Annotated in this window: 12 protein-coding genes; 4 read left to right on the forward strand and 8 right to left on the reverse strand. The window is 63.3% G+C overall.

The window, feature by feature from the left end; all coding sequences use genetic code 11:
* Nucleotides 1–3: 3 nt before the first annotated feature.
* From VMR03_RS10170 to VMR03_RS10180, 3 genes are read right to left on the reverse strand one after another with little or no spacing between them, the layout of a single operon-like run.
* Complete coding sequence (locus tag VMR03_RS10170) at nt 4–876, reverse strand: fumarylacetoacetate hydrolase family protein (protein WP_325404816.1); 873 nt, start codon at nt 874–876, stop codon at nt 4–6.
* Between the two features lie 26 nt (nt 877–902).
* Nucleotides 903–1,823: a VOC family protein gene (locus VMR03_RS10175; RefSeq protein WP_325404818.1), complete on the reverse strand. Its 921-nt coding sequence runs from the start codon at nt 1,821–1,823 to the stop codon at nt 903–905.
* A complete protein-coding gene (locus VMR03_RS10180; protein ID WP_325404820.1) occupies nt 1,820–2,506 on the reverse strand; it encodes a helix-turn-helix domain-containing protein in 687 nt (228 codons plus the stop codon). The genes VMR03_RS10175 and VMR03_RS10180 overlap by 4 nt, the downstream gene beginning before the upstream one ends.
* 175 nt (nt 2,507–2,681) lie before the next feature.
* On the opposite strand from VMR03_RS10180, the gene VMR03_RS10185 reads away from it, so the two are divergent.
* Nucleotides 2,682–3,473, forward strand: coding sequence for a class III extradiol ring-cleavage dioxygenase (locus tag VMR03_RS10185; RefSeq protein ID WP_325404822.1), 792 nt, complete (start codon nt 2,682–2,684; stop codon nt 3,471–3,473).
* Here VMR03_RS10185 and VMR03_RS10190 read toward each other — a convergent pair.
* The gene (locus VMR03_RS10190) at nt 3,449–4,108 is read right to left on the reverse strand and encodes a TetR/AcrR family transcriptional regulator (RefSeq protein ID WP_325404824.1); all 660 of its coding nucleotides are present in this window, start codon (nt 4,106–4,108) and stop codon (nt 3,449–3,451) included. The two genes, VMR03_RS10185 and VMR03_RS10190, sit on opposite strands and share 25 nt — an antisense overlap.
* A 174-nt stretch (nt 4,109–4,282) precedes the next feature.
* Here VMR03_RS10190 and VMR03_RS10195 point away from each other — a divergent pair, with 174 nt between their 5' ends.
* The 3 genes from VMR03_RS10195 to VMR03_RS10205 all read left to right on the forward strand — a co-directional run bounded on the left by VMR03_RS10195 (nt 4,283) and on the right by VMR03_RS10205 (nt 9,025).
* Nucleotides 4,283–5,386, forward strand: a complete 1,104-nt coding sequence (locus VMR03_RS10195; RefSeq protein ID WP_325404826.1) for an efflux RND transporter periplasmic adaptor subunit — start codon at nt 4,283–4,285, stop codon at nt 5,384–5,386.
* Complete coding sequence (locus tag VMR03_RS10200; RefSeq protein WP_325404828.1) at nt 5,383–8,475, forward strand: efflux RND transporter permease subunit; 3,093 nt, start codon at nt 5,383–5,385, stop codon at nt 8,473–8,475. Before VMR03_RS10195 ends, VMR03_RS10200 begins: the two co-directional genes overlap by 4 nt.
* Before the next feature lie 172 nt (nt 8,476–8,647).
* Nucleotides 8,648–9,025, forward strand: coding sequence for a nuclear transport factor 2 family protein (locus VMR03_RS10205; RefSeq protein ID WP_325404830.1), 378 nt, complete (start codon nt 8,648–8,650; stop codon nt 9,023–9,025).
* Nucleotides 9,026–9,099: 74 nt separating this feature from the next.
* On the opposite strand, the gene VMR03_RS10210 is transcribed toward VMR03_RS10205, so the two are convergent.
* The 4 genes from VMR03_RS10210 to VMR03_RS10225 all read right to left on the reverse strand — a co-directional run.
* Nucleotides 9,100–11,460 carry an efflux RND transporter permease subunit gene (locus VMR03_RS10210; protein WP_325404832.1) on the reverse strand — a complete coding sequence of 787 codons (2,361 nt, stop codon included), beginning with the start codon at nt 11,458–11,460 and terminating at the stop codon, nt 9,100–9,102.
* 190 nt (nt 11,461–11,650) lie between these two features.
* A complete protein-coding gene (locus VMR03_RS10215; protein ID WP_325404834.1) occupies nt 11,651–12,169 on the reverse strand; it encodes a hypothetical protein in 519 nt (172 codons plus the stop codon).
* A gap of 193 nt (nt 12,170–12,362) precedes the next feature.
* Complete coding sequence (locus VMR03_RS10220) at nt 12,363–13,403, reverse strand: TauD/TfdA family dioxygenase (protein ID WP_325404836.1); 1,041 nt, start codon at nt 13,401–13,403, stop codon at nt 12,363–12,365.
* A gap of 15 nt (nt 13,404–13,418) precedes the next feature.
* Nucleotides 13,419–14,111: amidohydrolase family protein (locus VMR03_RS10225; RefSeq protein ID WP_325404838.1), on the reverse strand; the 693-nt coding region annotated here is incomplete at its 5' end.

Below are 14,111 nucleotides of genomic sequence, written 5' to 3' on the forward strand. Positions count from 1 at the left end.
GGTTCAACCGATGACGGTGTCCGCCTTCTCCGGCACGACATGATTTTCGATATGACCGAGTTTCTCGATTTCGACCTTCACGGCATCGCCCTCCTTCAGGAAGACAGGCGGCTTCATCGCGATCCCGACGCCGCCCGACGTGCCGCTGAAAATGATGTCGCCCGGATCGAGGGTAAAAGCCTGACTGAGATGCGCGACCTGATCGAAACAAGTGAAGATCAGATGCCTGGTGTTCGAATTCTGGCGCAGCTCGCCATTGACCCAGCATTTGATGTCGAGCGCGTGCGGGTCGCCGACCTCGTCCGGCGTTACGATATAGGGCCCGATCGGACCATGCGTATCGAAGCTCTTGCCGATCTGCCAGGTGTTGGTGCGCAACTGCCAGTCACGCACGCTGACGTCGTTGCCGACGAAGTAGCCCGCGATCACTTCATGCGCGCGCTCGACCGGCACATGCTTGCAACGCTTGCCGATGACGAAGCACATCTCGGCTTCGTAATCGAGCATGGTCGAGACCGCGGGCAGGTTGATGGGGCCGTAGGGGTCCTGCACGCAGTTACGCTGCTTGTTGAACCAGACCTGATGCTCGGGAAGCGGCATGCCGCTTTCTTCGACATGGTCGCGATAGTTGAGTCCGATGGCGAGGATCTTGCCGGGATTGAGGACCGGCGCGCGCAAGGTCACCTCGGGCAGCGGCAGCGTCGGCGCGGAAGCCGGCACCGCGCGGGCTTTCGCCATTGCCGCGTCGCCCGCCGCGAGAAAGCCGAGCATGTCGCGCGGCAGATCGGGCACCGCCGCCGAGAGATCGACGACGCCCTTGTCGCGGACGAGACCGATGCGGGTTTGCCCCTGATGCGTGAAGGTTGCGAGTTTCATGGAGAAAATCCTCTGAAAGAATAAGTTCAGCTGCCCATGGTGGGCGGTGCATCGGGGCCCCATTGGGCGGCCATCAGGTCGGCGAGGCTCGCCTTGTTGGGCGGCGTCTCGTTGTTGAAGAGATCGCCGTCGGTCCAGTGCTCCACCGTGTGACCCCAGGGATCGCGCCAGTAGTCGAAAATCTGGCTGCCGAGAAGATGACGACCGACGCCCCATTCATGCCGGCGACCGGCCTTCGTCAGATGATCGTGGCCGGCCATCAGATCGTCGAAATTTGCGACCTCGAAAGCGGCGTGATTGAAGCCCGGCTGTCCGGTGCCGACGAGAAAGAGCGTGTGGTGATCGACATGGATCGCGCCGCGATCGCAGCGCATGAAGGCGCCGAGCGGCATGTCCGGCGCGAGTTCGATCTCGTCCGAGGTGACGAGCCCGAAGCGGCTCTTGTACCAGGCCTCGCTCTTGCGGAAGTCGGTGACGTTGATGACGCAATGGCCGAGGCGCTTCACCTGCGAGGGACCGCCATCGAGACGCTGCGGCGCGCCCACGCGGCGGCGCGCCGCGCCTTCGTTGAGAACCGGATGCCTGAGGACAGGCAGACGCGGCGAAGGCGCCTCGCCCGCGACGATCTCGACGAGGAATCCGTCGGGATCGCGAAGCCGCAAAACCTTCCCGCCGCCCGGCGCTTCATGATCCTCGATCGGGGCTTTCTCCTCCTCCGCGAGACGCGCGAGATCGTCGAGGCCCTCGGCCTGGAAGCCGATGCCGACAAAACCCGCATCGCCCTTCTCCGTCACATGAACGAAAGGCCGCCCATCGGTGCCCCGCATGTAGAGCCTGTCGTCGCTTCGGCGCGCGCACACCATGCCGAATTCGCCGAGAAAAATTTCCATCTGGTCAAGGTCCGGCGCGCGAAAACGCACATAGGCAATGTCGGTGACGCGGATCATGAGCGTCCTCCCTTGTTGATCGTGAGATGCGACGCGTCGAACGGCCGCGCCAGAATGCGCTCGATCTCGGCCTGGTGAACACCGAGGCCCTGTAACAGCACGACGGCGACGTCGCGCGCATAACCTTCGCCTCGCAGGATTTCCGGGCCGGCGCCCTTTTCGAGCAAATGGCTCATTCCGGCCGTGCCGAGCGCTACCACCAGGTGAACGGCGACATCGAGGCTCGGCACCTGCAGGCGGCCGATTTCCACGCCTTCGCGAAGATCGCCGAGCAGATGTTGATTGCCGCTTCTTCCGATCTCGATGCCGCCCTGATAGATCCGCGCCAGCATGCGGGCGCGCACCGGATCGCGGGCGACGAGATAGAGAAAGAACCGCACGCCGCGCGCGACGCGCTCGGCCGGATCGTCGATACCCTCGTTGAGTTCCGCGACGCCCTGATTGAATTCGTGCCGGAGCGCCGAGGCGACGGCGAGCGCAATATCCGCGCGATCGGTGAAGTAATTGTAGAAGGTGCCCTTCGCCACGCCGGCGAGATCGACGATTTCGTCGATCGTCGTTGCATCGACGCCCTGCTGCGCGAAGAGCCGGGTTGCCGCCTCGACAAGGACGAGCCGCATGCGCTCGCGCCGGCGCGAACCCGGTTCCATGGTCCTGTCTTCGGGAAGCCGTTTGGCAGCCATCTGTCCCTCTCTCCCTCGATATGACTATATAGTCATTATTTGACTATATAGTCAAACAGGGAAATTGGGCCGGATTCGGCAACAGTCCTTTGCGTTCCCGCCGGTTCCGGCCACCCCGGTCCCCTATTATGTCTGGCGAAGCGGGCGCCGTTCCACCGCCGCACGAGGACAGACCATGACACGTACACCGAGCCTCTTCATTTCCCACGGCTCGCCGATGCTCGCCTTCGAGGACGGGCCCGCCCGCCGCTTCCTGACGGAGCTCGCGCCGCGACTGCGCCGTCCGCGCGCGGTACTGGTCGTGTCCGCGCATTACGAGGAGGAGCATCCGACCGTTACGACGGGCGCGGCCCCCGGCACGATCCATGACTTTTATGGCTTTCCGCCGGCGCTCCACCGCCTCGTCTATCCCGCTCCCGGCGCGCCGGAGATCGCCAAACGTGTCCTGGAGGTGTTGGCCGCGCGAGGCTACGAGGTCACGGGCGATGCCGAACGCGGCTTCGACCACGGCGCCTGGGTGCCGATGATCCTCATCAATCCTTATGCGGACATTCCGTTGATCCAGCTTTCGATCTCGCCTCACCGCGATGCAGCATGGCATTATGCGCTCGGGGAAGCACTGCGCCCCTTGCGCGACGAAGATATCCTGATCGTTGGCTCCGGCTCGATCACGCATAACCTGCGCGACTTGACCCGCAGCGACGCGGAGGCGGCGCCTTCAGCCTGGGCCTCGGAATTCACGGAATGGATTTACGACAAGGTCGCGACGGGCGCGCTCGACGACCTCCTTCACTATCGCGAGCGAGCCCCCAACGCCGTCCACGCGCACCCGACGGACGAACATTTCATGCCCTTCTTCGTCGCGCTTGGCGCCAGCCTTTCCGGCGAGAGCGCCGAGCGCCTTCATCACAGTTTCACCTATGGAGCGCTCGGGATGGACGTCTACGCCTTCGGCGAAATGTCCTGAGCGCGCTTCCGCGCCGGGCTGTCGTCCGGCAGCAGACCGTCGAAGAGAATGCGCAACTGCGTTTCGATCAACTCCTCGCGCGCCCATGGAAAATCGACATGGGTGATGATGAGGGAGATGACGCCGTGTCCGGCAGCCCAGATCGCCTCCGCCATCACATCCGGGTCGCCCTTGCGGAGCAGCCCCGCGAGAACGAGATCCCTGACCTGGTCGGCGAGGAACGCATAGGCGATCTTTCCCTGTGTGAGTTCGACCGGCGACGGCTCCATGCCGGCCGGCACGCGATGCATCCCACGACGCTTGAAACCCGGAATATTCGTCAGAAAGACGAGCCTGTACTCGTCGGGACGGGCAAGCCCGATCTCGATATAGCCACGCAAGCCGCGCTTCAGCCTTAAGACCGGATCTGTCACCTCAAGGCTTCGGCGCATGCCGTCCTCCATCAATCGCGTGAAGAACTCTTCCGCGATGGCGAAGAGGATCGCCTCCTTGTCCTCGAAATGTTGATAGATCGCCGCCTGGGTGATGCCGACCCGGCGCGCGATGTTGCGCATCGAAACGCTGCCAAGACCGCCTTCGGCAAAAAGCGCCCGGGCCGCCTCTACAATCTGGGGCCGTCGCTCGGCCGGCGACAATCTTTGACGCCCCCGCCCGGCAGGCCGGCGTTTCCCGGCGGCTGCCCGGACGGGCGACGCTGCGTTTTTGGCTGACTTCGTCGGCATTTGCCTACCTAACACCGTTCGGGAGGCCTTGACCAGTCGGGCAGAGACATTAAATAAACACCGTTCGGTAACAGGGGAGGGTCGGCGATGTCGGTGTCACGGGGTCTGTTGGGCGTACTCGCCATCCTCAGTGCAGGTCTGACCTTGAGCGCCTGCGGCGAAAAGCAGGACGAAGCCGCCGCCGGAGAGCGAAATGCGGTCCCCGTGCTTCTGGCCACCGCCCGATTGGCGCCCGAAAGCAGCGATGTAATGGCCTATGGCCAGCTTCGCTCGGACAAGGAAGCGGGCCTCTCCTTCAAGATTGCAGGCCTCGTCAAGACGCTGAAGGTCGATACCGGAGACCGGGTGACCAAGGGCGAGATCCTGGCCGAACTCGATCAGCGTGAAATCAACGCCGAAGCGGCCCGCGCCGCCTACGCCACCGAAAAGGCGCGCCGCGATCTCGCCCGCCTCGAACCCCTGCTTGCAAAGGGCTTCGTCAGCCAGCAACGGGTGCAGGACGCGAAAAGCGCGCTCGACATGGCGGTCGCCGACCGCCAGCGCGTCGAATTCGACCGCAGCCTCGCCCGCATCGTCGCGCCCGCGGACGGTATCGTGCTGACGCGCCACGCCGACATCAACGAGATCGTCGCCGCCGGCGCGCCCGTGCTCACCGTCAGCCAGGGGACGGCCGGCTATATCCTGAAGGCGGGTGTCAGCGACCGCGATGTCGCGCAGCTCGCGATCGGCGATCCGGCCCGCGTCGCGCTCGATGCCTTCCCGGACAAGCCCGTCGTCGGCACGGTCCGGCGCATGTCGGCGATGAGCGATGCGCGCACCGGCACCTTCGAAATCGAGATTGCGCTCGACGGTGTTCCCGCCGGCGCCGAAAGCGGCTTCATGGGCGAGGCGCGTATCACGCCACGAACGAAGCCCGTGAGCGCCGGGCATTTTGCCATTCCGGCCTCCGCCATTCTCGAAGGTCATGGATCGACGGCAAACATCTATGTCTACGACCCCACGCATTCGACGGTGAGGCTCGCCCGGGTCTCGGTCGGCAACATATCCGGCGACGAAGTCGTGGTGACGGCGGGGCTCGCCGCCGACGCGCAGGTCGTCAGCGCGGGCGCGCCCTATCTGCGCGACGGCGCGAAGGTCAAGGTCGTCACCGACCTCGCCGCCGAGCGGCCGGCCGCAGGGCCGCGCACATGATCCTCGGGAAAATCAGCGGCTTCTTCGTTCGCAACTGGCAATTCACGCTCGTCCTTTTCGGCCTGCTGGCAATGATGGGCGTCAACACCTTCAACCACATCCCGCGTGCCGAGGATCCCGACTTCCCGATCCCTTTTGCCGTCGTCACGGCAGTCATGCCCGGCGCCGACCCGACCGACATGGAAAAGCTGATCGTGCGGCCGATCGAGGATGCCGTGAACGGTCTCGACAATCTCGAGAACATCGCCAGCCGCGCCGAGGACGGCGTCGCCAGCATTTCGGTCCAGTTCAGCTGGTCGACGCCGGATCCCGACAAGAGTTACGACGATGTGGTGCGCGAGATCAACGCGTTGCGCGGACGCCTGCCCTCGGGCATTCAGGTGCTGCAGGTCGACAAGTTCCGGTCCTCACTCACCAACATGGTGCAGGTCGCCCTGGTCAGCGAGACGGCGCCCGCCCGCGAACTCGAGGACATGGCGAAGGATCTCCGCGACGAGATCGACCGGGCGCCTGGCGTTCATGAAACGAAACTCTGGGGATTGCCGGCCTCCGAGGTGCGCGTCGCCGTGAATTTCGGCCGGCTGGCGAGCCTCAGGATTCCAGTAACCGCCGTGGCGAACGCCATCGGCGCGGAGAGCAGCGACATTCCCGGCGGCCCGATCCATTCGGGCTCGCGCCGCTTCAACATCAAGACGACCGGCGGCTACAAGAGCCTCGAACAGATCCGCGACACCGTCATCGGCGCTTATGACGGTCGCATCGTCAAGGTGGGCGACGTCGCCGACGTCTCCTGGTCGCAGGAGGAAGCCGGCCATCTCGCTTGGTACAACGGCAAGCGGGCGATCTTCATCACTGCGAACCAGAAGGAAAACCAGAACGTCTTCGAGGTGCGCGACGGCATCTACAAGGTGCTTGACCGGTTCGAGCCGCGCCTGCCGAAAGACATCGAACTGAAGCGCGCCTTCGACCAGTCGGTCTCGGTGCATGACCGCCTGAGCCATCTCTATCGCGACTTCGCGATCGCCGTCGGACTCGTCCTCATCACGCTGCTGCCGCTCGGCCCGCGCGCCTCGATCATCGTCATGGTCTCGATTCCATTGTCGCTGGCCATCGGCCTTTCGATCATGGATTTCATGGGTTTCTCGCTGAACCAGCTTTCGATCGCAGGTTTCGTTCTCGCGCTCGGCCTGCTTGTCGACGATTCGATCGTCGTCGTCGAAAACATCGAGCGTCATTTGCGCATGGGAAAGAAGCGGCTTGAGGCCGCCATCGCCGCGACATCGCAGATTTCGGTTGCCGTGGTCGGCTGCACGGCGGCATTGCTCTTTGCCTTCCTGCCGCTTCTGTCGCTGCCCGAAGGCGCCGGCAAGTTCACCCGCTCGCTCCCCGTCGCCGTCACGGTGACGATCATCGCCTCTCTTCTGGTGTCGCTGACGATCATCCCCTTTCTGTCGAGCCGCCTGCTGAGCGACAAGAGCCACCCGGAAGGGAACATCTTCCTGCGACTGGTCATGGGCGGCATACACCGCTTCTATCGCCCGCTTCTGCACCGCGCGCTCGCCTGGCCGAAGACAGCCGTCATTGGTGCGCTCGCCATCTGCTTCGCGAGCCTCGCCTTCGTGCCGGTCATCGGTTTCAGCCTTTTCCCGCCGGCGGACAGCAAACAGTTTCTGGTGCAGATCGAGACGCCGCAGGGAACGGCGCAGGAGGAGACGGCCCGTGCGCTGCACTATGTCGAGGGCATCCTGAACAAACAGCCTGAGGTCGTCTGGCGCATGTCCAATCTCGGCCACGCCAATCCGCAGATTTATTACAACGTCCGCTCGATGGAGACGCGTGCCAACATGGCGGAGGTTTTCGCCGAGTTGCGCGCATTCGACGAGATTAAGACGCCGCGTCTCTTCGACGAGCTTCGTGCGGAATTCGCCCGCTATCCGGGGGCACAGATCATTCTGCGCGTCTTCCAGAACGGACCACCCATCGAGGCGCCGGTCGCGGTGCGCGTCGTCGGGCCAGACCTTGCCGTATTGAAGCAGATTTCCGCGCAGGTGACCCGCATCATCGAGGAGACGCCCGGCACGCGCGACGTCTTCAACCCGATGCAGCTCGATCGCACCGATCTCAACCTCGGCATCAACACCGAAAAAGCCGCGATGATGAACGTTGCCGCCGGCCAGATCGATCGCACGGTGCGGCTGGCGATCGTCGGCGAGGCGGCGGGCCAGTACCGCGAGTCGAATGGCGAGCAATACAACATCACCGTGCGTCTGCCGCTCGACAAGCATCACGCGGTCGATGCGCTCGGCAAGGTCTATGTACCGACCACGGATGGAAATTCCGTGCCGCTCGGCCTTCTGACCTCGCCGCATCTCGAATCGAGCCCGGGCCGCATCGACCGTTACAATCGCGAACGCCTCGTCACCGTCACCGCCTATACACAGACGGGCTACAACACCGCCAAGGTCACCGACGAGATTTTCGAGCGCCTGAAATCATTGCCCGTGCCGCCGGGTTATGATTTCCGGCGGGGCGGCGAGGCGGAGGCGGCATCGAAGAGTTTCGCCGGGCTTTGGAATGCGGTGCTGATCGCAATTTGCGGCATTCTCGCCGTCCTGATCCTCGAATTCCGCTCCTTCCGCGCCACGCTCGTCGTCGCCGGCGTAATCCCGCTGGGTATATTCGGCGGCATCATGTCGCTTCTCTTCTCGGGTTACTCGCTCTCCTTCACGGCGGTGATCGGCTTCATCGCGCTCATCGGCATCGAGATCAAGAACTCGATCCTGCTGGTCGATTTCACCAATCAGTTGCGCAAGGCCGGCACACCGCTTTCCGAAGCGATCGAGCAGGCCGGCGAAATCCGTTTCCTGCCGGTGCTCCTGACTTCCGCGACGGCGATCGGCGGACTCCTCCCGCTCGCGCTGCAGGGCTCCGGCCTTTATTCGCCACTCGCCTGGGTCATCATCGGCGGCCTCTTGTCCTCGACCTTCCTGTCGCGCCTGGTGACGCCGGCGATGTATCTCCTGCTCGCTCCGGCCAATCTCGGCGACGACGAGCCGGAGACGGAACTCGCCGCCGCACCGGCCGAATAGGTCGATATCCTCCGGGCCCTTCGCTTTCCCTCAAAGCGGTCGGCCAAAGAAAGGGCAGCCTTGCACGGGCTGCCCTTTCGCTTGCCGGAATGCGCCGAGGCTCCTGACACAATGCTGTCAGCACGGGGAATCTAGCCTCAGTCGGGCGGTACAACCCCGGATGGAGGACAAGATGAACACGCATACGAGCCCGCGGATGAGTACACAGGATATCGCCCATGATCTCGTCGCCCTCTGCAAGGCCGGCAAGTTCGACGAGGCGGGCGAGAAATACTGGGCCGACGACGTGCTGAGCGTCGAACCGTCGGCCGACGGCATGTCGCGCGGCAAGGCCGCCGCCCATGGCAAGGGCGAGTGGTGGGCCAACGCGCACATCATTCACGGCTTCGAGGTCGCGGGACCTTATGTCAACGGCGACCAGTTTGCCGTCCGCTTCACCATCGACCAGACGATCAAGGAAACGGGCCAGCGCATGACGCTGGACGAAGTCGGCCTCTATACGCTGAAGGACGGCAAGATTGCCGAGGAACGGTTTTTCTATCTCGGCTGAGTAAAGGCGGCGCCGAAATGCAAAGGGCGGCTCCCTTCCGGGAGCCGCCCTTCACGTCTTTATCGAAGCAACGATCAGTGCGCGTGACGGATCGCACGCGCCTCTTCTTCCGTGAGCGGCTTGCGCTTCAGCGGCCAGATGTACTCGAGCGCCGCGACGAGCGCCGGGAGAAGCGTCACCGCACCGATCATGTTGACGATGAACATGAAGGTGAGGAGAAGGCCCATGTCGGCCTGGAACTTCAGAGCGGAGAAGGTCCAGGTCGAAACGCCAATCGCGAGCGTGCCGCCGGTGAACATGGTCGCCGAGCCCACGTCGTTCAGCGCCTGAAGATAGGCATTGTACGGCGAGACGCCCATGCGCATGTAGCGCTGGATGCGGTTGTATTCGTAGATGCCGTAATCGACGCCGATACCGACCGCGATCGCGAGCACGGGCAATGTCGATATCTTGAGGCCGATGGAAGCGGCCGTCAGGAACCAGTTGCCGATGATCGTCGAGAGGATCAGCGGAATGACGCAGCAGAGCGCGCCTCGCCATTCACGATAGACGAAGATCACGAGCGTCATGACCACTGCATAGACGTAGAGCAGCATCGGCAGCTCGGCGTGCTCGACGACGGTATTGGTCGCCGAGGTGATGGTGACGTTGCCGGTGCCGATACGGAGCTTCAGGTCGTCGCGCTGATGCTTGGGATCGTTGATCCACGCTTCCACCGCATGCGTGACGGTCTTCACCGTCTCCGCCTTGGTGTCGGCCACGTAGATCTGGACGCCGAGCGTCATGCAGCGCTGATCGACCAGCAGCGTCGAACTCGCGATGCTGGACGTCGCCTGGGCGAGCGCCGTGGGATCGCGCGGCAGCGCCGCCCATTTCGGGTTGCCCTCCTGCCACATGCTGTTGATGATCTTCGCGGCCGCCGGCAAACTCACCACCGTCTGCACGCCGGGAACGTTGCGCATGTCCCAGGCGAATGTGTCGACGAAATGGAGCTTGTCGTAGTCCACGCAAGCAACGTCCTTCGACTCGACGATGACATTCATCACGTTGAGGCCGAGCTTGAAGTGATCGGCGATATATTCGCTATCGAGATTGTAGCGCGCATTCGGCCACAGCTCGCCGGCGCCGGCATGCACGTCGCCGATCTGGCGGTCGCGGCTCTCATAGAGAGCGACGGCGCCAAGAACAACGCAGAAGCCGATGAAGACGAAAGCCTGGGTCGGCTTCGCGATCGAGGCGAGGAACGGCCAGAACTTGGCACGCGCTTCCATGGCGCGGCGCACCTTGTCGCCATACTCCGCGCCGGGCGCGACATAGGAGACGATGAGCGGCAGCATGACGAGGTTCGAGATGATCTTGAACATCACGCCGATGGAGGCCGTGACCGCGAGTTCGCGGATCATGCCGATGGGAATGATGTAGAGCGTCGCGAAGCCCGCGAGACAGGTCGCAAGCGCAACCGAACCCGGACGCAGCAGGAAGGTGAAGGTTGCGCGCGCGGCCGCGTTCTTGTCGAGGCCAGCGGCGATTTCCGCACCCACCATGTTGATCTGCTGCACACCATGACTGACGCCGATGGCGAACACGAGGAACGGCACGAGCACCGCGAGCGGATCGAGACCGTACCCCATGAGATGCAGCGTGCCGAATTGCCAGATGAGCGAACAAAGCGAACAGCTCACCGTCACGATGGTCAGGATCCATGACCGGCAATACAGCCAGAGCATCAGGCAGGTGAGCACGAAGGCGACCGCGAAGAAGATGACGACCGACTGGGCGCCTGCGGCGATGTCGCCGACGAGTTTCGCGAAACCGACGATCTTCACGTCGGTATCGTTGCTCACATACTTGTCGCGGATTTTCTGTTCGAGAAGATTGGCGACCTTGAAGTAGTCGAGCTTCTCGCGTGTCTCTGGGTCGTACTCCAGAAGTTCGGTCGCGATCATCGCCGAACGGAAATCGGTGGAGACGAGGCGGCCGACGAGGTTGGCGCGAAGCACGTTCTGCATCACCGTCTTGATGCCTTCGGGCGTCGGCTGGAAATTCGCCGGAATGACGTCGCCCGCTTCGAGGCCCTCTTCCGTCACCGCGATATAGCGCGTGTTCGGCGTCCAGAGCGAAGTCACCCTGTGGCGTGCGACGCCAGGAATGTAGAAGACGTCGTCGGTCGCATCCTTCAGCGTCTTGAGAAACTCGGGCGTGAAGATGTCGCCCTTCTTGTTCTCGAGAACGACGATGACGCGATTGCCGCCACCGAACCCATCCGCATATTGGAAGTAGGTCTGGATGAAGGAATTGCCGACCGGAAGCATCTTCAGAAAGCCGGCATCCATACGGAGCTGCACGGCGAAGAAAAGCATAACTACCGTGACGACGGCCAGGATCGCGAGGATCACGGCACGCAGGCCGAACACGATATTTTCGATACGCTGCAAGGTAACCTCCCCTAGGGACGTGCAGTCTTCACGCCGCGGACTGCATCGGGATTCTCTGGATTTTCCGGAGCTATCGCTCTTCTTGGTCTGATTGGTCTCGGGTCTTTCTTTATCGAAGGCCCTTTAGGCCGCCCCCTCTATACCCGTCCGGAGCGGGAGGCCACAAGGTCATCCTTCGATTTGGGACCCATCACTGCAAAATGCCATTAACGGGCGGCGCCCGGACGGGCATGCCGCCCCGGCTGTCCCGAGGGCTGAAATCGATGCAGAGCGGCTGTAAGAGGGCGTTTTTGCGGCCCGTCGATGGCACCTCTGCGTCGGCGACGAGAAGAGCTTGCACCGGCGGGATCGGCGCGGCCCCGCTGTCTTGCCGTCCGCGATGCGTCATCTCCGCCCGGAGAAATGGCGCGTCGAGAGGCTGTCGGGTCGTCTTCAGGCCGGCGGGGCAACGAAAAGTTACATCTGCTAACGCGACCCTGCCCCCATGTGGATTTGCATGAGCCGGCTGAGTGAGGCTGAAGCCGAAGGCCAGCAGGACGGCGATGGTGAGCCAGGCGACCAGCCGGGACACCGGACCTGGCAGGCGTTCAGAAAAACGTGAAGGGAGCGGCCTGTCGAGCACACCCGATGCCGGCACGCGCAGATCGACGACTGGCTGCGGAAACTCCACACGACGCTCCTCGCGCTTCACCCGCGCGACCTGTTGCACGAAGGATAATTTCTATCACGCTGCGCCGACTTTGGCACAATCATTGTACATAAGCCGGCAGGGAGCGTTCGGCTCTTCGCGGAAGCGCCGCCGCAACGAGGAGATCTTGGTTAACGCGGCATGGATTCAATCCCGCCTGTATTTAGGCCTGTGACATTGCAGCAACAGACATCCCGACACGATCCGTTGTCGGTTATTCCGCCGCGCTGCCGACGGCGGCAATGCGACTGACCGATTTGTTGCGCGCCCAATGGCCCTGCGCGCCATTGGCGAAGGTCTCCGGCCGGCTCTTCAGATAGCGGGTCGCGAGCCAGAGCCGTTTCAGGTGCCGCTTGTAGCCATTGGCGACGTCGTCCTCATAGGCCATGCGGCCGTGCAGCACGTGATAATTGTTGATGAACTGCATCGAGCCCGGCGGCAGCTCCATATAGACGTTGAACTGCGGATCGCGCGCCATGGCGCTCACCGCGTCGAGTGCCTCGACGACGAGCGGCGAGAGGCGCGGCGCTTCCGGGTGGCGCTGCGACGCCTTGATATATTGCGGCACGAAGCGGACGAAGAGCCGACCGTCATGCTCGGTGAATACCGACCGGGTGTAGAAGTTGGGCCCGCCCTTCAGCTGCTCGCCGCGAAAATCCCAGGGCAGTGGTTGATAGAGAGCTTCGACCAGATCGGGCCGCGTTTTCACCAGCTCGTTATAGATCGCAACGACATTGGCGACGCAGGAAAGCCCGCCCGTCTTGGCGCGGCGCAGACACATCAGCCCGACGAGGTCGGACCCGTCGGTATGATAGTCGAGACCGACGAGACCGATCTCGTTGCCGCGCACGGTCGGATCGTCGCGGCTTTTTCCCTGATCGGTGACGTCGCCCATCATATGGCCGTATTTGTTCTGCGGCCACGGATCGCCGAGATGCATGCCGATGCCCCAATAGAGCATGGTGAGGTCGTCGTCGGAGTAGCGCGACGCATCGAGCGCGGCGATGCGCACGAAGCCGCGCCCGTCGATCAGCTCGCGCTCGATGTCGGCGAGTTTCGGCACGAGCCCGTCGAGCGGAAAATCGTCGCGGGTGATGTCGAGCAGATTGTCGGAACGGGCCTTCGCCACGCCGAGCGCATGGTCGAGTTCGCGGGCGTCGCTGTCGGTCAGATTGACCGTCCAGCGATCCGGCTCGGCGACATCGCCCGATCTCCAGTTGATGTGATCTTCGAGAAGCCTGGGTGTGAACGACATGGATTTCCTCCCTTTCTAACCGGCGATCGCGGGCGCGGATTGTGGTCCGCGCACAAGCCTTCCGGGCAAGGCGCTTGTCGCCTCCCCGTTTCGATAGGTGACGGCGCCCGATACGATGGTTGCTTCGTAGCCGCATGCGCGTTGCAGCAAGCGCTTGCCACCGGCGGGCAGATCGAAGGCCATGCTGGGCCGCTCGACCGCGAGCCGGTCGAAATCGATGACGTTGAGATCGGCCTTCATGCCAGGCGCGATTACGCCGCGATCGAAAAGGCCGACCGCGCGCGCCGTGTCCGCCGCCTGCTTCTTGACCAGTGCTTCGACGGGGAACCGCCCGGCCGCCCGGTCGCGGCCCCAATGCGAGAGCAGATAGGTCGTGAAGCTCGCGTCGGAAATGAGCCCGACATGCGCGCCGCCGTCGCCGAGCCCCATCACCGTGTTCGGATCGCGCATCATCTCGCCGCAGGCGTCGAGATTGTAGAGCGCGTAATTGGAGAAGGGCGCGAAGAGGAAGGCGCGGCCTTCATCCTCGATGAGAAGATCGCAGACGAGATCGGCGGGCTCGCGCCCCTGCTGCGCCGCCATAGCGGCGACGGAACGCTCGCGCGCGGGTTCGTAATCCGGCCGATCGCCGAGCGGAAAGATGCGCGAGAAATCCGTAAGCCTTTTGACGGTCGCCGGATTGCCTGCCGGCGTTTCGGCAAGAAGCCG

The sequence above is a fragment of the Parvibaculum sp. genome (genome assembly GCF_035511255.1).
In the GTDB taxonomy this organism is placed as follows: domain Bacteria; phylum Pseudomonadota; class Alphaproteobacteria; order Parvibaculales; family Parvibaculaceae; genus Parvibaculum.